The organism is Rhodopseudomonas parapalustris (assembly GCF_053772255.1).
In genome coordinates, this window is record NZ_JAMKBZ010000036.1 from 1 (window position 1) to 17,134 (window position 17,134).

Annotated in this window: 17 protein-coding genes; 7 read left to right on the forward strand and 10 right to left on the reverse strand. The window is 66.2% G+C overall.

The window, feature by feature from the left end; translation table 11 throughout:
* The first annotated feature begins 32 nt into the window (after positions 1-32).
* A complete protein-coding gene (locus M9H71_RS22310; protein WP_455407108.1) occupies positions 33-227 on the forward strand; it encodes a hypothetical protein in 195 nt (64 codons plus the stop codon).
* Between the two features lie 39 nt (positions 228-266).
* On the opposite strand, the gene M9H71_RS22315 is transcribed toward M9H71_RS22310, so the two are convergent.
* Positions 267-1,124: an OmpA/MotB family protein gene (locus M9H71_RS22315; protein WP_455407072.1), complete on the reverse strand. Its 858-nt coding sequence runs from the start codon at positions 1,122-1,124 to the stop codon at positions 267-269.
* 257 nt (positions 1,125-1,381) lie between these two features.
* Here M9H71_RS22315 and M9H71_RS22320 point away from each other — a divergent pair, with 257 nt between their 5' ends.
* Complete coding sequence (locus tag M9H71_RS22320) at positions 1,382-2,008, forward strand: HAD family hydrolase (RefSeq protein ID WP_455407073.1); 627 nt, start codon at positions 1,382-1,384, stop codon at positions 2,006-2,008.
* A 30-nt stretch (positions 2,009-2,038) separates the two neighbouring features.
* Positions 2,039-2,518, forward strand: coding sequence for an acyl-CoA thioesterase (locus M9H71_RS22325; protein WP_455407074.1), 480 nt, complete (start codon positions 2,039-2,041; stop codon positions 2,516-2,518).
* Positions 2,519-2,533: 15 nt separating this feature from the next.
* Here M9H71_RS22325 and M9H71_RS22330 read toward each other — a convergent pair whose 3' ends face one another.
* Positions 2,534-2,884 carry a hypothetical protein gene (locus M9H71_RS22330; RefSeq protein WP_455407075.1) on the reverse strand — a complete coding sequence of 117 codons (351 nt, stop codon included), beginning with the start codon at positions 2,882-2,884 and terminating at the stop codon, positions 2,534-2,536.
* Between the two features lie 194 nt (positions 2,885-3,078).
* Here M9H71_RS22330 and M9H71_RS22335 point away from each other — a divergent pair, with 194 nt between their 5' ends.
* Together M9H71_RS22335 and lexA are read left to right on the forward strand one after the other, a co-directional pair.
* Positions 3,079-4,290: a molybdopterin molybdotransferase MoeA gene (locus tag M9H71_RS22335; protein WP_455407076.1), complete on the forward strand. Its 1,212-nt coding sequence runs from the start codon at positions 3,079-3,081 to the stop codon at positions 4,288-4,290.
* Positions 4,291-4,466: 176 nt separating this feature from the next.
* Entirely contained in the window at positions 4,467-5,177 is a 711-nt protein-coding gene (gene lexA, locus M9H71_RS22340; protein ID WP_455407077.1) for a transcriptional repressor LexA, read from the forward strand.
* 33 nt (positions 5,178-5,210) lie between these two features.
* Here lexA and M9H71_RS22345 read toward each other — a convergent pair whose 3' ends face one another.
* A complete protein-coding gene (locus tag M9H71_RS22345) occupies positions 5,211-7,481 on the reverse strand; it encodes a ComEC/Rec2 family competence protein (RefSeq protein ID WP_455407078.1) in 2,271 nt (756 codons plus the stop codon).
* A 100-nt stretch (positions 7,482-7,581) separates the two neighbouring features.
* Positions 7,582-9,264 carry a glutamine--tRNA ligase/YqeY domain fusion protein gene (locus M9H71_RS22350; RefSeq protein WP_455407079.1) on the reverse strand — a complete coding sequence of 561 codons (1,683 nt, stop codon included), beginning with the start codon at positions 9,262-9,264 and terminating at the stop codon, positions 7,582-7,584.
* Between the two features lie 162 nt (positions 9,265-9,426).
* On the opposite strand from M9H71_RS22350, the gene gltX reads away from it, so the two are divergent.
* Positions 9,427-10,848, forward strand: a complete 1,422-nt coding sequence (gltX, locus tag M9H71_RS22355) for a glutamate--tRNA ligase (RefSeq protein WP_455407080.1) — start codon at positions 9,427-9,429, stop codon at positions 10,846-10,848.
* 149 nt (positions 10,849-10,997) lie between these two features.
* A complete protein-coding gene (gene gltA / locus M9H71_RS22360; protein WP_455407081.1) occupies positions 10,998-12,302 on the forward strand; it encodes a citrate synthase in 1,305 nt (434 codons plus the stop codon).
* 95 nt (positions 12,303-12,397) lie between these two features.
* Here the strand turns inward: gltA and M9H71_RS22365 are convergent, their stop codons facing one another.
* The 6 genes from M9H71_RS22365 to lpxD all read right to left on the reverse strand — a co-directional run bounded on the left by M9H71_RS22365 (position 12,398) and on the right by lpxD (position 17,113).
* Entirely contained in the window at positions 12,398-12,520 is a 123-nt protein-coding gene (locus M9H71_RS22365) for a hypothetical protein (RefSeq protein WP_455407082.1), read from the reverse strand.
* A gap of 146 nt (positions 12,521-12,666) precedes the next feature.
* Positions 12,667-13,848 carry a lipid-A-disaccharide synthase gene (gene lpxB, locus M9H71_RS22370; protein ID WP_455407083.1) on the reverse strand — a complete coding sequence of 394 codons (1,182 nt, stop codon included), beginning with the start codon at positions 13,846-13,848 and terminating at the stop codon, positions 12,667-12,669.
* On the reverse strand, positions 13,845-14,702 hold the full coding sequence (locus tag M9H71_RS22375; RefSeq protein ID WP_455407084.1) for an LpxI family protein: 858 nt from the start codon (positions 14,700-14,702) through the stop codon (positions 13,845-13,847). Before M9H71_RS22375 ends, lpxB begins: the two co-directional genes overlap by 4 nt.
* An 18-nt stretch (positions 14,703-14,720) precedes the next feature.
* A complete protein-coding gene (gene lpxA, locus M9H71_RS22380) occupies positions 14,721-15,563 on the reverse strand; it encodes an acyl-ACP--UDP-N-acetylglucosamine O-acyltransferase (RefSeq protein WP_455407085.1) in 843 nt (280 codons plus the stop codon).
* Between the two features lie 9 nt (positions 15,564-15,572).
* Complete coding sequence (gene fabZ / locus M9H71_RS22385; protein ID WP_455407086.1) at positions 15,573-16,028, reverse strand: 3-hydroxyacyl-ACP dehydratase FabZ; 456 nt, start codon at positions 16,026-16,028, stop codon at positions 15,573-15,575.
* Entirely contained in the window at positions 16,028-17,113 is a 1,086-nt protein-coding gene (gene lpxD / locus M9H71_RS22390; RefSeq protein WP_455407087.1) for a UDP-3-O-(3-hydroxymyristoyl)glucosamine N-acyltransferase, read from the reverse strand. Before lpxD ends, fabZ begins: the two co-directional genes overlap by 1 nt.
* Positions 17,114-17,134: the final 21 nt, after the last annotated feature.

The following is a 17,134-nucleotide window of genomic DNA, read 5'->3' on the forward strand; positions in this document are numbered from 1 at the left end:
TCACCCCGCGGCTTTCCTGCAAAATCGAATACTTGCCAACAATCGATCAGCCAACAAAATCAACCGCTTCCAAATTGTTCACGGACGACTACTCCGCCGGTGGTGCCTGCGTCGAGCTCAACGCCGACGCCAATCTACCGCAACGCTTCGAGATGTTGCATGGCGCGACCAGGAAGAAATGCCGGATGGTGTGGAAGCGTGGCCGCCGGATCGGGCTCTGCTTCTGAGCTTCAGCAGGCGGTGGAAGTTTCCAACTCAACCTTGTGTCAGCGCTGCAGATCCGGCGGCAGCGGCGGGTTCTCCCGCATCAACGTGATGGTGACGCGGCGGTTGGCCGCCAGCGTCGGCGCGTCCGGAAACAATGGATCGCCATCCCCCTTGCCGACCAGCGACAGCACTTGGCTGGTGGGCAAGCCTTCCTGCTTCAGGATCTGGCGCACGGCATTGGCGCGGCTGACCGACAAGCCGAGAGGATCGTCGTCGCCGGGCCGGACCACGGTCGCGGCGGTGTGGCCGACGATGATCACCCGCAGACTGGTCGCGCGAAGCGGCGCCGCGAGCCGAGCGACCAGCTTGCGGGTTCGCTCGTAAGGTGTCGCCGAACCGTCCGGAAACATCGGCCGGCCGTCCTGATCGGTGAGTTCGAGGTTGAGCCCCGCCGGCGTCTCCTCGAACACCACGTTCTTGGAGACCTCTGCCAGCTCCGGAACGTCCCGCAGCGCCTGACGCAGCGAGGCGGAGGCCAGCGCGAACTCGCGCTCGGCCTTGGCGTGCGACGCGGCACTGCCGGAGCCTCCGGACTCCTCCAGATTCGGCGTGTTGCTGGCCTGGTCGGGCGCGACGTTGTTCTTGCTCTTGACCTTGCCCTGCACCGGAACGCCGTCGGTCTCCAGGACTCCGGCGAAGCGCGAATTCTGCTGCACGCCGAACGCATCGCGCATCGAACCCGCGACGATCTGCAGCTTGCGCAGATCCTGGGTCGAGAACGACACCAGCATGACGAAGAAGCTGACCAGAAGCCCCATCAGGTCGGCGAAGGTGACGATCCAGCCTTGAGTGGCTTGAGCTTCCTCGACCTTCTTCTTGTTGTTGCCCGAGGACAGGCGCCCACCACTGCCCTTCATCAGGATCGCCCCGACGCGGTCATGAGGTACAACAACACGGAACGTTCGAAACGCATGCGCGGATGCCGCTGATCAAATTCGGCGCCGCGATACCGCACATGATGGAGAATGGTTGCAGAAAAATGCGCTTCGCAGCGTCGATGATCTTAGCGGCTGCGGATTACCAAACGGTTTCGTCAGTCTATAACATTCTTTAACCAAAATGCGCATGTCTCACCAAACTGCACATCAACGCTTCTCACCGACAAGGCTTCAACATGACCGCCGCCCTCACCCCCGGCGCCGCCGATGCGCTGCTGTTCGATCTCGGGCGCGTGGTGATCGACTACGATCTCCGTCGCACGTTGAAGGCCTGGGCCGTCGAGCTCGGCAGCGATCCACACGCGCTGATGGCGACGCTCGCGCAGGATGACACCTTCCATCGCTACGAGACCGGCCACGTCACTGACGCCGAGTTCTTCGCCGCGGTAAGGACCGCGCTCGGACTGACGCTGAGCGACGCGCAGCTGCGCGAAGGCTGGAATGCGATCTTCATCGGCGAGATGCCCGGCATCGCGCCGTTGCTCGACCGCGCCGCCAAGCAGCTGCCGCTATACGCGCTGTCCAACACCAACGATGCGCACATCGCTCATTTCTCTCAGCACTACGCCACGCTGCTGGTGCACTTCCGCGAAATGTTTCTGTCGTCGCGGATCGGAATGCGCAAGCCGAACGGCGAGACCTACGATTACGTCGTCAAGGCGATTGGCATCGCGCCGCAGCGCATTGTGTTCTTCGACGATTTGGCGGAAAACGTCGAAGCAGCGCGCGAGCGCGGACTGCACGCAGTGCAAGTGCATTCCAGTGACGACGTCGCCCGCACGCTCGATCAGCTTGGGCTGTAAGCGCGCGAAACCAACGACCGACGAGACGTGATGATGACCACCGCTGCCGCCGATCTCGCCTGGGATCATCCCGCGCCGTTCACGCTGCCGATGACGCCGGCGGCGACCGATATCGACGGTCTCAATCACACCAACAACTCGGTCTATGTGCGCTGGTGCGACAGCGTCGGCTGGGCGCATTCCGAAGCGCTCGGCCTGTCGCTCGCCGACTGGCAGCGGATCGACCGAGCGATGGCGATCCGCCGCGGCGAATACGACTACCTGCTGCCGAGTCACTTGGGCGACGAGCTGCTGCTCGGAACCTGGATCTATGGCAGCGACGGCAAGCTGGTGATGGAACGGCGCTTCCAGCTCATCCGGCTGCGCGACGGCGCCACCATCATGCGCGGACGCTGGCAACTCGTCTGCATCGAGCTCAGCAGCGGCCGGCCCCGTCGCCTGCCGCCGGAGTTCTCGAGCGTCTATCTGCCGGTGATGATCAAGGCGGACGACGCATCGCCGTCCGCCTGACGTCGGTGCGCCGCGTTACTGCGGCGGGTTGCGGCAATCCATCGAATACACCAGCTCGCCCTTGGCGGTGCGGCCGATCGGCTGGCACGGCACATAGGCGCGGCCGGCTTGCCCACTCGGCGCAGCAGCGGGCCGCGCGGCTTCGCTCGGAGCCGCAGCCGGCGTGGTCGCCGGTGTCGAAGCTGCGGGGGGCGCCGCGGGTGCAGCGGCTCCAGGCGCGGACGCGCTCGGCGGGCCGTAATCGTCGGCGTTGAACGACGGCGCCCAGCCTTTGCTCCAGTCGTGGCGCATCCAATACACCGAGCCGAACGCGATGATGCCGACCACGACCATGATCCGCAGGAACCATTTCGGAAAGTCTTCCATCTGCCCGCTCCGTCCGCTCGATGCCGGGAACGTGGTACAGGCGGACGCGACGGTTCGACAATAATGATTTCGAACGACGCGGCGGCAGGTCGCGGGGCGCCGCGATGGCGCTGCGGCCTTGCGTGGTCGCGGCGCGCCACCTAAAGCCGGATCGGGACGGTTCGATTCTCATTCGCCTGCAAGGGAGGAGCCCGATGGCTTTGATGCCGGTCGACGAAGCGCTCGCCGCGGTGCTGGCCGGCGCGCGCGGGCTCGACATCGAGATGGTCGCGCTCGAGGATGCCCACCGCCGCGTGCTGGCGCGCGACCTCGCCGCGCTCCGCACCCAGCCGCCGCAGCCGATGTCGGCGATGGACGGCTACGCCGTGCGCGCCGCCGATGTCGCGGCGCCGCCGGCGACGCTGCGGGTGATCGGCGAGATCGCCGCCGGCCGCCCTGCCACGGTCGGCATCGGCGCGGGCGAAGCGCTGCGGATCTTCACCGGTGGCGTCGTCCCCGAGGGCGCCGATGCGGTGGTGATCCAGGAAGACACGTTGCGCAACGGCGACCACGTCACGGTCAACGAAGCCGTCCGACTCGGCCGCCACATCCGCCCCGCAGGGGTCGACTTTCGCGAAGGCCAGGTGCTGCTGCATCAGGGCCACCGGCTCAACGACCGCGACCTTGCTCTTGCCGCCGGCATGAACCACGCCGCGCTGCCGGTGCACCGTCGGCCGCGGCTGGCGCTGCTGGCCACCGGCGACGAGCTGGTGATGCCGGGAACGGCGCCCGCCCCCGGCCAGATCGTCTATTCCAACGGCTACGCGCTGCGCGCCTTGGCGCAGGCCGAGGGCGCAGAGGTGATCAACCTCGGGATCGCCGCCGATACGCTCGAAGCGACCCGGGCGGCGATCCGGCAGGCCCGCGATCTCGGAGTCGATTTGCTGGTCACCACCGGCGGCGCCTCGGCCGGCGACCACGATCTGGTCAAGGACGCGCTGGAGGCCGAAGGCACCCGGATCGCGTTCTGGAAAATCGCGATGCGCCCGGGCAAGCCGATGATGCACGGCCATCTCGGCGCGATGCGGGTGATCGGCCTGCCGGGCAACCCGGTGTCGTCCTACGTCTGTGCGGTGCTGTTCATGGTGCCGCTGATCCGCGCGCTCAGTGGCATGAGCCAGCCGACGCACATCCGCGAGTCGGCTCTGCTCGGTGCCGACCTCGCCGCCAACGACACCCGCGAGGACTATCTACGGGCCCATCTGGCACGCGACGACGCCGGCCGGCAGGTCGCCACTCCGGTCGACAGCCAGGACTCCTCGCTGCTGGCACGGCTCGCGGCGGCCGAGGCGCTGATCGTCCGTCCGGCATTCGCGCTGCCCGCGCAGGCCGGCTCCCCCTGCGTCATCCTTAAGCTCCCGCTATAACGACCCGTGAAATTCCTGGCGTTCGATTAACAGGTTGCGGAACACACCCCGAACATATAGTGTCCGTTCATGATTTGTTTTCGAGATTCGGCGATAATGAGGCTGTTACGCAGACTCGTCGTCCGAACCGAGACGCACCTCGAACCGGCCGGTCGTCGCCGAATGGGAAATCGCCGATGCTGACGCGCAAGCAGTTTGAGCTGTTGAAATTCATCAACGAGCGGCTGAAGGAAGCCGGGGTTCCGCCGTCGTTCGACGAGATGAAGGATGCGCTCGATCTGCGCTCGAAGTCGGGCATTCACCGCCTGATTACGGCACTGGAGGAGCGCGGCTTCATCCGGCGATTGCCGAACCGCGCCCGGGCCATCGAAGTCATCAAACTCCCCGATACCAGCGGCATGCCCAGCGGCGGTCGCCGCGGCTTCACCCCGAGCGTGATTGAAGGCAATCTCGGCAAGGTTCGGCCGCCGAGCCCGGAGCCGGCCGAAGACGATCATAATCGCGGCAGCGTCGCGGTTCCGGTGATGGGCCGGATCGCCGCCGGTACGCCGATCGAAGCGCTGCAGAGCCGCAGTCACACCATCAGCGTGCCGGCCGACATGCTCGGCAGCGGCGAACATTACGCGCTCGAAGTACGCGGTGACTCGATGGTCGAGGCCGGTATCCTCGACGGCGACATGGCGTTGATCCAGAGGAACGACGTCGCCAGCACCGGTGACATCGTCGTGGCGCTGATCGACGAAGAGGAAGCCACGCTGAAGCGGTTCCGCCGCCGCGGCGCCTCGATCGCGCTGGAGCCAGCCAACGCCGCGTATGAAGTGCGGATCCTGCCGCCCAATCGCGTCCGCATTCAGGGCAAGCTGATCGGGCTGTACCGCAAATACTGAGCCAGGCGGTTCGGTCTCCAACGAGCATCACTCTCAATCGTCGCCCGTCCGATCCTGCGGCGCCGGAGTGGCATCCTCGGATGCTGCCGGTGCGGGCCGTCTGATCGAGGCCGGCCTGCCCTGCGCGTCCGCTGCCGCTTCGGCCCATGGCCGGCTGTGCCCCCTGGGCCGGGCTGCCTCGATTACAAACACGGCCGGCGCGTCGCCACTTCGTCGCAGCGCCAGCGTTCCACCCGTTCGCAGATCATCGTCGCCGAGCACCTGCGCCGCACAGTCCGGCGGCGGCTGCGCCGCGGTGACGACCAGCGCCGCGCGAGCGCAATCGTCGGCCAATCCATCGGGCCGCAGCGACAGCGCCACCAGCCGCCCGTCCGCGAGCGGCGTGACGCAGCCATCTGCATCGCAGGACACACCGACGCGAAGCGAGGCATCATCCGGCGTGCGGGAATCGGCGTCTGCGGCAAGCCATTGCTTGAGCCGGAACGCATCGGCGCCGCTCTGCATCAGCCGGAGCCGACCGTCGGCGCCGCGCACCGCGACCTGCCTGCCGTCGCCGGCGACCAGTACCTCCGGCTGCAGCGTCAGCGCCGCCCAGACGATCGCGCCGATCAGGCCGAGCGCCCCGCTCCAACGCAGCGGCGTGCGCAGCAAACCAACCGTGACCAGCGCGAGCGTGGCCAGTAGCAGCGGTCCGGGGCCGAATGCGGTGACGCGGCCGACCGCGCCGGGCAGCGCCGCCACCCATTGCGCCACCAGGGTCATCCAGTCGATGCCGAATTCCATGATCCGCCAGAACGGCGCGTCGAGTCCAAACGGGATCGCGACGAGACCGAGCAGCCCCGCCGGCATCACGATCGCTGAGACCACCGGCATCGCCGCCAGATTGCTGAGCACGCCGTAGGGCGTGATGCGGTGGAAGTGATAGGCGGCGTAGGGCATGGTCGCGAGGCCTGCGACCAGCGAAGCGAGTGTCAGCAGCGCGATCTCCCGCCCGCCCCACAGCGCCACCCGCGACGCCACCGAGCTGTCGTCTGCTGCGAACAGCGCCGGCATCCCGATCTGCACCAATGCGACCAGACCGAGCGTGGCGGCAAACGACATCTGAAAACTGGGATGCACCAGCGCTTCGGGCGCAATCGCCAGCACGATCAGCGCCGCCAGCGCCAGGGTCCGGAAGGTGATGGCGCGGCGATCGACCATCACCGCGATCAACACGACCGCGGTCATCAGAAAGCTGCGCTGGGTCGCGACTTCGGCGCCGGATAGCAACAGATAGAACGCAGCGGCCGCGAGCGCTGCGGCAGCCGCGACCTTCTTGATCGGAAACGTCACCGTGAGCGCCGGGATCAGCGCCAGTAGCGCGCGCAGCGCAAAGAACACCACGCCCGCCACCACCGCCATGTGATAACCGGAGATCGACAGCACATGGCCCAGTCCGGAGACGAACATCGCATCGTTGACCGGTGTCGAGATCGCATCGCGCTTGCCGGTGAGCAGTGCGGTGGCGATGGCGCGGGTATCGCCGTCGAGCGCGGCTCTGATCCGCGCGTCGATGGCGTCGCGCAAGCCCTGCATCGCGGCGGCATAGCGCAGCCGCCAGCCTCCGCTTTGCGCCGGCGCTTCGACAGTGATCGTGCCGAGCACGAAGCCGGACGCGGCGATACCCTGGAAATACAGATCGCGGGCGAAGTCGTAGCCGCCCGGCTGCAGCGGCTGTAGCGGCGGCTGCAGCCGCGCCTTCAGCGTCACGAAGCTGCCGACCGCAGGCGCCTTACCCTTCTTCACCGACAGTCGCACCCGCTCGAGCTGTGGCGGGGCGCGTGCCGCCTGCATCTGGGTGACACGCAGTACGAAGCGGTCGGTGCGCTCGCGCTCTTCGCGAACTTCGACGAAGCCGCTCAGCTTGGCGGCGTACACCGGCGTGATCAGTACCGGATGCGCAACCCGTGACGCCTTCAGCGTCGCGGTGGCAAAGCCCGCCACCGCCGCCGCGATCAGCAGCAGCGGCGCGAAAGCGCGGGTGCGGCGAAGCAGAAAGGTCCCGATCGCGAATCCGACCGCGGTCGCAGCGGCGACCCAGGCGACCGGCTCGTGATCGGCCGCAAAATACAGTGCGATGCCGGCACCGAACGCGACCGGCGTCCATGGCAACAGCCGCCCCGGCCCGGCTTCGGCCCGCGCCCACACGCGCAGCCGATCGGTCAGCGCAGTCCACGCCGTCAGCCCCCACGCCAACAGCGCGCCGGTGCCGGCCGAGGCGCCGACCGGCCATGTCCGTGCCTTGGTTCGATCGCGCCGCTGCAAGGCCGCGCCCCCACCTTCGCCGCCGGGCGAACAGTGGAACAGATCAGCGGCACCGGCAATCGCCAGCGCCGCACCGTCGGAGATCAGGCTCGATCGGGCGTCAGCCCTTCGCCACTTCCTTGGCGAAGGTATCCCGGAGCCCGATGGTGCGATTGAACACCGGCTTGTCCGGCGTCGAGTCGCGATCGCGGACGAAGTAGCCCTGACGCTCGAACTGCAGCGGCTCGGCCGAATTGCTCGCCGCCGTCTCCGGTTCGATCCGGGCGCCGGTCAGCACTTCGAGCGACTGCGGATTGAGATCGTCGGCGAAGGTCGCCGCGCTCGGTGCCGGGTTGGCGAACAACTGGTTGTAGATCCGGATCTCGGCCTTGACCGACTGCGCCGCCGGCAGCCAGTGCATCGTCGCCTTGACCTTGCGACCGTCGGGCGCGTTGCCGCCGCGGGTTGCCGGATCGTAGGTGCAGCGTAGCTCGACGATCTCGCCCGCGTCGTTCTTGATCACCTCGCGGCACTTGATGAAATAGGCGTAGCGCAATCGCACTTCGTTGCCCGGAGACAGCCGGAAGAACTTCTTCGGCGGGTTCTCCATGAAGTCGTCCTGCTCGATGTAGATCTCGCGCCCGAATGCGATCTTGCGGGTGCCGGCGCTGGGATCGTCGGGATGGTTGATCGCCTCCAGTTCTTCGGTCTGGCCTTCCGGATAGTTCTCGATCACCACCTTCAGCGGCTTCAGCACGGCCATCCGGCGCTGTGCGGTGCGGTTCAATTCCTCGCGGATGCAGAACTCAAGCATGCCGAGATCGACCACGCTGTTGGCTTTCGCCACGCCGATGCGCTTGACGAAGTCGCGCAGCGCCGCCGGCGGCACGCCGCGACGGCGCATCCCGGCCATCGTCGGCATCCGCGGGTCGTCCCAGCCGGCGACATGGCCGCCGCGCACCAGTTCGGTCAGGACGCGCTTGGACAACAGCGTATAAGTGATGTTGAGGCGGGCGAACTCATACTGCCGCGGCTGCGACGGTACCGGCAGCTTCGACAGCAGCCATTCGTACAGCGGCCGATGGTCCTCGAACTCCAGCGTGCAGATCGAATGGGTGATGCCCTCGATCGCGTCCGACTGGCCGTGCGCATAGTCGTAGCTCGGATAGATCGACCATGTGTCGCCGGTCCGCGGATGATGCGCGTGCAGAATGCGATACAGCACCGGGTCGCGCAGATTGATGTTGCCCGACGCCATGTCGATCTTGGCGCGCAGCACCCGCGAGCCGTTCGGGAATTCGCCGGCCTTCATTCGCCGGAACAGGTCGAGATTTTCCTCGACCGAGCGGTCACGGAACGGGCTGTTCTTGCCCGGCTCGGTCAGCGTCCCGCGGCTGGCGCGGATCTCGTCCTGCGACTGGTCGTCGACATAGGCGTCGCCGTTCTGGATCATCAGCTCGGCCCAGGCATAGAGCCGCTCGAAATAGTCCGAGGCGTAGAACATGTGCTCGCCCCAGTCGAAACCGAGCCAGCGCACGTCGGCCTGAATCGAGTCGATGTATTCCTGCTCTTCCTTGGTCGGATTGGTGTCGTCGAACCGCAGGTGACAGCGGCCGCCGAATTCCTGCGCGATGCCGAAGTTCAGCGCGATCGACTTGGCGTGGCCGATGTGCAGATAGCCGTTGGGCTCCGGCGGGAACCGGGTCACGATGGTCCGGTGCCTGCCGCTGTCGAGATCGGCCTGGACGATGTCGCGAATGAAGTCGCGCCCTGCTTCGCCCGCCGCTGTATCTGCCGTGGTCATTCGTCAATCGTCCTACTGGTCGGAACCGAAGGGGGTATCTGCCAAATCCGCCGCCCCGCGCCAACCCCCAGGGGACGCGCGGAGCACTTTAGTTATGCGCCGATCCTGCTATACACCCTGCGCGCCGCTCCGGCCCTGTTCCCTTCCCTGCAATTGGTTCGAATGACCCGTCCCGTCGTCACCCGCTTCGCGCCCTCGCCCACTGGTTTCCTGCACATCGGCGGAGGCCGCACCGCGCTGTTCAATTGGCTGTACGCGCGCAAGCACGGCGGCACCATGCTGCTGCGAATCGAGGACACCGATCGCCAGCGGTCGACCCAGGAGGCGATCGACGCCATCCTCGACGGGCTGAAATGGCTCGGAATCGATTGGGACGGCGGCACTGTCTACCAGTTCGCGCGCGCCGCGCGGCATCGCGAGGTCGCCGAGCAATTGCTCGCTGCCGGCAAGGCCTACCGCTGTTACGCCACCGCCGAGGAGCTGGCGGCGATGCGCGACAAGGCGCGAGCCGAGGGCCGCGCCAAGCTGTACGACGGCACCTGGCGCGACCGCGATCCGGCCGAGGCGCCGGAGGGCGTCAAGCCGACCATCCGGCTGAAGGCACCGCTCACCGGCGAGACCGTGATCGACGATCAGGTCCAGGGCCGAGTCGCCTGGCAGAACGAGAACCTCGACGATTTGGTGCTGCTGCGCGGCGACGGCACCCCGACCTACATGCTGGCGGTGGTGGTCGACGACCACGACATGGGCGTCACCCACGTCATCCGCGGCGACGACCACCTGATCAATGCTGCGCGTCAGAAACAGATCTACGATGCGATGGAGTGGGAGCTGCCGGTGATGGCGCACATCCCGCTGATCCACGGTCCCGATGGCTCGAAATTGTCGAAGCGCCACGGCGCGCTCGGCGTCGACGCCTATCGTGCGATGGGGTACCTGCCCGCCGCACTCCGCAACTACCTAGTTCGTCTCGGCTGGAGCCACGGCGATCAGGAAATTTTTACCACACAGGAAATGATCGAGGCGTTCGACCTGCCGGCGATCGGCCGCTCGGCGGCACGATTCGATTTCGCCAAACTGGAGAGTCTCAACGGTCACTACATCCGCCAGAGCGACGATCACTGTCTCGTGAGCCTGCTCGAGGACCTGCTGAAATACGTGCCGCAAGGTCCGGCGATCGCCGCGAAATTCGACGACACGATCCGCGCCAAGCTGACCCAGGCGATGCCCGGTCTGAAGGAGCGCGCCAAGACCCTGATCGAGCTGCTCGACAATGCCGGGTTCATCTTCGCCGATCGGCCCCTGGCGCTCGATCCGAAGGCGCAGGCGGTGCTGACGCCCGAAACCCGGCAGTTGATCGGCCGGCTCCGCGCCGCGCTGGAGGACGTCACGCCATGGACCGCCGCGACCACCGAAGCTGCGATGCGGACGTTCGCCGAACAGGCCGGGCTCAAGCTCGGCGCCGTGGCGCAACCACTCCGGGTGGCCCTCACCGGACGAACCACATCGCCGGGAATCTTCGATGTTTTGGCGGTGCTGGGACGCGATGAATGCCTGTCCCGGCTCGCAGATCAGGCCGGATAAAAGCCCCGGAAACGGCTGGTGTCCGGCCGCCTTGCAGTGCACAGTGCAATGAGCTACGCATTTGCGCCAGCGCTTCAAGACAACCAGTCTCGCTCGCAAGAGCACTGCGCATACGGCTGGTTTCGCCAACGAACATCGGGGACCACACGATGGACGCAACGACCAACAACAAGACGGCAACGCTCACGGTTGGAAACAAGAACTACGATCTTCCGATTCTGACCGGAACAGTCGGCCCCGACGTCATCGACATCGGCAAGCTCTACGCCCACACCGGAATGTTCACCTACGATCCGGGATTCACCTCGACGGGGAGCTGCCAATCCAAGATCACTTACATCGACGGCGACGCCGGCGTTCTCGAGTACCGCGGCTACCCGATCGAACAGCTCGCCGAAAAAGGCGACTTCCTCGAGACCTGCTATCTGTTGCTGTACGGCGAACTGCCGACCAAGGCGGCGAAGGAAGATTTCGACTACCGCGTCACCCGCCACAACATGGTGCACGAGCAGATGGCCCGGTTCTTCCAGGGCTTCCGTCGTGACGCACACCCGATGGCGGTGATGGTGGCTTCGGTCGGTGCGCTCGCCGCGTTCTACCACGACTCCACCGACATCAACGATCCGACCCAGCGGATGGTCGCCTCGATCCGGATGATCGCCAAGGTTCCGACGCTGGCCGCGATGGCCTACAAGTACTCGGTCGGCCAGCCCTTCATCTATCCGAAGAACACGCTCAGCTACGCTGCGAACTTCCTCCGGATGTGCTTCGCTACGCCGTGCGAGGAATACATCGTCAATCCGGTGCTGGCGAACGCGCTCGACAAGATCTTCACGCTGCACGCCGATCACGAGCAGAACGCCTCGACTTCGACCGTGCGCATCGCCGGCTCGTCGGGCGCTAATCCGTTCGCCTGCATCGCGGCCGGCATCGCCTGCCTGTGGGGCCCGGCACACGGCGGCGCGAATGAAGCTGCGCTGCAGATGCTGAAGGAGATTGGTTCGGTCGAGAACATCCCAGACTTCATCGCCAAGGTGAAGGACAAGAGTTCGTCGGTGCGGCTAATGGGCTTCGGCCACCGCGTCTACAAGAACTACGATCCGCGCGCCAAGATCATGCAGCAGGTCTGCCACGAGGTGCTGGCCGAGACCGGTCATCACGGCGACCCGCTCCTCAAGGTGGCGATGGAGCTCGAGAAGATCGCGCTCAGCGATCAGTATTTCATCGACCGCAAGCTGTACCCGAACGTCGATTTCTATTCGGGCATCACGCTGAAGGCGATGGGCTTCCCGACCGACATGTTCACCGTGCTGTTCGCGGTCGCCCGCACCGTCGGCTGGATCAGCCAGTGGAGCGAGATGATCGAGGATCCGCAGCAGAAGATCGGCCGTCCGCGCCAGCTCTACACCGGCGCCACCACCCGCGACTACGTCGAGATCGACAAACGCGGCTGATCGTCGACGCAGCTCAAAGAACCAACGGCGGACCGCTCCAGCGGTTCGCCGTTTTCGTTTGTAGCCTGCGGCTGATGGGAGCTGCGGCGCGCAGCTCAGTAGCGGGCGCGGTCCGGCAGTGCGCGGAACTCGTTCCAGACCTTCTTGCGGTGAACGACAGTCACCGACGCGAACAGCACATCGAGCGCCGAGGCGGACTCGATGTTGGTTTTCTTCATGGGAGGGAGCTCCGGTTGAGACGGTCCGCGTCCTCTCCGGTCCATTGACGCGCAAACTGGAGCTTCGACGCGTCGGCAGGCTAGTTGCAATCCATTGAGAATTGATTGCAACAACCGCCATCTTCAATCGCGGTGGCCAACGGCAATCAGGCCTGGTGCATCACGTCCAGCACGATGTCGGCCGCACGTCCGCTCGGGGTCTGCTCGCCGGTCGACAGGATGTCGTCGATCTTTGCAAAGCCCGCGAGCTGGCGCCGCCGCGCCGCGGTGTCGCCGATCAGATCGCGGACCGCCGGGGCGAGCTTGGCGGCCACGCACTCCTCCTGGATGAACTCGGGCACCACCTCCTCGCCGATTACCAGATTGGCGAGGATCACTGTGCCCGGACGCACCACCCGGCGCGCGATCCAGATCTCCACGCTGCCGGCCCGATAGGCTGTGACCATCGGGACTCCGGCGATCGCGAGCTCCAGCGTCACCGTACCCGACTTCGCCAGCGCAGCATGCGCTGTCCGAAACGCAGCGCGCTTCTCCTGCTCGCCGACGACGATCCGCGGCTGCACCTCCCACGAAGCCACCGCAGAGCGGACCAGCGCTTCCAGATGCGGCGTGGTCGGCAGCACCGCCTCGAACGCCACGCCCTCGCGCCGGAGCTGCGCCAGCGTCTCGCCGAATGCCGCGGCGTGGTGACGGACTTCGCTGCGCCGGCTGCCGGGTAGTACCAGCAGCACCGGCGGTGAAGCCTCGCGGCGCTCCTGCTCGGCCTCGTTCGGCCGCAGCGAGCCGAACTGCTCGGTGAGCGGATGGCCAACGTAACTGCACGGCGGCCCCTTCAGCCGGCGATATTCGGCCGGCTCGAACGGCAGCAGCGCCAGCACATGATCGACATAGCCGAGCATCGCCCGCGCCCGCCCCGGCCGCCACGCCCACACGGTCGGCGACACGTAGTCGACGATCGGGATCGAAGGATCGCGCCGCCGGACCCGCCGTGCGACGCGATGGGTGAAGTCTGGACTGTCGATGATCACCAGGATGTCGGGCTGAGTGGCGACCACATCGTCGGACGCGCGCCGGATCAATTTCAGGATCATCGGCAGCCGTTGCAGCACCGCGGCGAAACCGATGATCGACAACTCCTCGATCGGAAACAGCGATACCAGCCCCTCGCCGGCCATGCTGCGACCGCCGATGCCGGCGAACCGCACCGAGCCGCCGAGCCGCGACCGCAGTTCGCGCATCAAGGCAGCGCCGAGCCGATCGCCGGACTCCTCGGTGGCGATCAGATACACCGTCCGCACCCGATCCTCGGCCTTTGCCGCCGTGCTCATGCGGGCATCCCGATCACAAACAGCCCCGCCCGGTCGGCGGCGGCGATCATGTCTTGCGGCTCGGCGACAACGGTATGGCCTGCCACGACGGCGACGCCGCCGAGCTGCGCGGCGACCAGTCCCTCGATGGTCTTCGGTCCGAGCGCCGGCAGGTCGAAGCGCAGATCCTGGCCGATCTTCGGCGCCTTCACCAGCACGCCGTGGCCGGGCTTGGCGCGGATCCGCCGAGCGTCACGGAGCTGCGCCACCCGCCGCAGCAACTCGTCGGTGCCGCCGGTGTCCTCGACAGCGACTACATGCCCGTCGATCACCACGCAGCCCTGGCCGATGTCGAACGGGCTCAGCGCCGCCAGCACGGCACGGCCCTTGGCAATGTCGGCCTGAACGTTGGCATCCGGCGCGGCGCGGGTGAGACAGCCCTCCGGGATCAGCAGATCGCTGGCGATATCCTTCAGGCCGAGCAGCCGGAAACCATAGCGCTCGAACAGCCGGCCGACGCCGCTCAGCAGATGGTCGTCGCCGCCGCGGTAGGCCGCCAGCACCGCCGGGAGTACTTTGATGGCGCCCCAGTCGAGCCGCAAATCCGACAGCGCCGGCCGCACCAGGGAGCCGATGAACACCAGGTCGCGGCAGCCTTCGGCGCGCAGCAGACGCAGCAGCCTGCCGAACGCCCCCATCGGCAGCCAATGATGCCTGTAACCGGTCACGCGCTGGGGATCGCAGCTCCCCTTCAGGGCGAACAGCACCGGGGTCAAGCCGCGGGCGGCGAGCAGGTCGGCGACCGCGAACGGCAGCGTGCCGCCGCCGGCGATGATGCCGACGGGGCTAGCTGTCTGCAGCGAGGGATCGGTCATGGCCGGAGCGCCGGCCGGTCAGGCGTCGTCGCCGTCGTTGACGGCCGTGCCGCCTTCACGCGCCATGCACAGCGCGATGCGCTGGCCGCGACCGCCGCGTCCCTTGATGTCGTCGATGAACGTGATGATCTCGGCGATCGCCGGGTCGTCCGCCGTGCGCGGCCGCACCCGTTCGAGCCGTTCGGCGAGCGGGCCGCTGCTGTGGAACAGGTCGTTGAAGAACGAGCGCACAATCGCGAGCCGCTCCTTGGTGAACTTACGCCGGCGCATGCCGACGATATTCAACCCGGCCAGCTTCGCATAGATGCCGTTGGCCAGCGCGTAGGGAATGACGTGGGTGCGCAGGCCGCTCATGCCGCCGATCATCACCTGGGGACCGACCCGGGTGAACTGCTGCAGCACGGTCATACCGCCGATGAAGGTGAAATCGCCGATTTCGCAATGACCGCCGAGGGTGGCGGCGTTGGCGAAGATCACGTCGTTGCCGACGATGCAGTCGTGGCCGACATGGCTCGCCGCCATGAAGAACCCGCGATCGCCGACGCGGGTGACGCCGCCGCCGCCGACCGTGCCGGTATTCATCGTCACGTTTTCACGAATGGTGCAGGCGTTGCCGATGATCAGCGTGGTCGGCTCGCCCTTGTAGCCGGTCGATTGCGGCGCGCCGCCGAGCGAGGCGAACGGATGGATGATGCAGCCTTCGCCGATCGTGGTGTGGCCGGTGACGTTGACGTGGCCGATCAGCCGGGTTCCCGCGGCGATGCTGACGTTTGGGCCGATCGTGCAATAAGGCCCGATCTCGACCCCGTCGCCGATTACGGCCCCGTCTTCGATCCGCGCAGTCGAGTCAATTGTGCTCATTCAGGTCCGTCAATCTGCCAGCATCGCGCCGACATCGGCTTCGGCAACGATCTGGCCGTCGACTTTGGCCTCGCCGTGAAACCACCACATCGTCTTACGGCGTCCGGTGCGTGTCAGATGATACTCGACGGTATCCCCTGGAATTACAGGCTTGCGGAACTTGCACTTGTCGATGGTCAGGAAATACACCGCGCGCGGCTTCTCGGTGCCGGTCACCGACAGAATGCCGATCACGCCAGCGGTCTGCGCCATGCCCTCGATCATCAGCACGCCGGGATACACCGGACGCTCAGGGAAGTGTCCCTGAAACGCCGGCTCGTTGACGGTGACGTTCTTGACGCCGATGCCGCTGTAATCCTCGCGAATGTTGATGACGCGATCGATCAGCAGAAACGGAAAGCGGTGCGGCAGTGTCTTGAGGATGGTGTTGATGTCAACGTTCTCAAAGCGAATCGGCGATTCCATCACCCCCGTCCTTCATCCCTGTCGTCGTCGGGTCGTGCCGCGGTCTCGGCTCCGCCACTCTCGGCGAGCCGCCGTACCGCCAGCATCTCCCGGAACCATGTTCTGGTCGGGCGCGCAAACATGCCGCCCCATCGCTCACCGGCGGGGATACTGTCCTTGACCCCGGACATCGCCGCCACCTGGGCGCCGTCGCCGATCACCACATGATTGTTGATGCCGACCATGGCGCCGAGCGCGACGTTGTCGCCCAGCGTCAGGCTGCCGGCAAGACCGCATTTGGCGGCGATCACACAATGTCGACCAATTGTTACGTTGTGGCCGATCTGAACCTGATTGTCGATCTTGGTGCCTTCGCCAATTACGGTGTCACGCAGCGATCCGCGATCGATCGTGGTCCCGGCGCCGAGCTCGACGTCGTTCTGGATGATCACCCGGCCGGTCTGCGGAACCTTGGTATGGCGGCCGGCAAAGATGAAGCCGAAGCCGTCCTGACCGATATGGCAGCCGGGGTGCATCAGCACGTTGTTGCCGATCAGCGCATGTTGCAGATGACTGCCGGCGCCGATGTCGCAATCCCGCCCTATCTTGACGCCAGCGGCAATCACCGCACCCGCCCCGATTACCGTACCCGAGCCGATCTCGACGTCGGGGCCGATCACGGCGAGTGGCTCGACCGTGACTTCGTCTTCGAGCCTGGCGGTGTCGTGGATCACCGCTGTCGGCGCGATTTCAGGCGCTGCCGCCAAGCCGGTGTGCGGCCGTAACGCGTCTTCATAGAGGATCCGGGCATAGGCAACGAAGGCATGGAACGGCCTGCGGGCTCGCAGCACGGCGACGTGCTGCGGGACCCTGCCCTCGAACCGCTCGCTGACAAGACAGGCGCCGGCCCGTGTGTTCGCGAGTTCGTCGGAGTACCGGAGGTTCTCGAAGAAGCTCAGGTGCATGGGCCCGGCCTCGTCGAGCGAGGCCAGTCCAGTGATGCGATGCTCCGCGCGCGAAGCATCAACCAGCGTTGCTTTCGTCAGGCTGGCGATCTCGGCCAGGGTCGACGAAGGACGCGGCGGGAAAAACGACGTGGATGCCATTCCTTCGGTCGTGGTCCGGGG

Coding starts and splice junctions, on each gene's coding strand:
- M9H71_RS22330 (WP_455407075.1), bottom strand. CDS start 2,884: ATGGAAGACTTTCCGAAATGGTTCCTGCGGATCATGGTCGTGGTCGGC.
- lpxD (WP_455407087.1), bottom strand. CDS start 17,113: ATGGCATCCACGTCGTTTTTCCCGCCGCGTCCTTCGTCGACCCTGGCC.
- M9H71_RS22315 (WP_455407072.1), bottom strand. CDS start 1,124: ATGAAGGGCAGTGGTGGGCGCCTGTCCTCGGGCAACAACAAGAAGAAG.
- M9H71_RS22375 (WP_455407084.1), bottom strand. CDS start 14,702: ATGACCGATCCCTCGCTGCAGACAGCTAGCCCCGTCGGCATCATCGCC.
- fabZ (WP_455407086.1), bottom strand. CDS start 16,028: ATGGAATCGCCGATTCGCTTTGAGAACGTTGACATCAACACCATCCTC.
- lpxB (WP_455407083.1), bottom strand. CDS start 13,848: ATGAGCACGGCGGCAAAGGCCGAGGATCGGGTGCGGACGGTGTATCTG.
- lpxA (WP_455407085.1), bottom strand. CDS start 15,563: ATGAGCACAATTGACTCGACTGCGCGGATCGAAGACGGGGCCGTAATC.
- M9H71_RS22350 (WP_455407079.1), bottom strand. CDS start 9,264: ATGACCACGGCAGATACAGCGGCGGGCGAAGCAGGGCGCGACTTCATT.
- M9H71_RS22335 (WP_455407076.1), top strand. CDS start 3,079: ATGGCTTTGATGCCGGTCGACGAAGCGCTCGCCGCGGTGCTGGCCGGC.
- lexA (WP_455407077.1), top strand. CDS start 4,467: ATGCTGACGCGCAAGCAGTTTGAGCTGTTGAAATTCATCAACGAGCGG.
- M9H71_RS22320 (WP_455407073.1), top strand. CDS start 1,382: ATGACCGCCGCCCTCACCCCCGGCGCCGCCGATGCGCTGCTGTTCGAT.
- M9H71_RS22365 (WP_455407082.1), bottom strand. CDS start 12,520: ATGAAGAAAACCAACATCGAGTCCGCCTCGGCGCTCGATGTGCTGTTC.
- gltX (WP_455407080.1), top strand. CDS start 9,427: ATGACCCGTCCCGTCGTCACCCGCTTCGCGCCCTCGCCCACTGGTTTC.
- M9H71_RS22325 (WP_455407074.1), top strand. CDS start 2,039: ATGATGACCACCGCTGCCGCCGATCTCGCCTGGGATCATCCCGCGCCG.
- gltA (WP_455407081.1), top strand. CDS start 10,998: ATGGACGCAACGACCAACAACAAGACGGCAACGCTCACGGTTGGAAAC.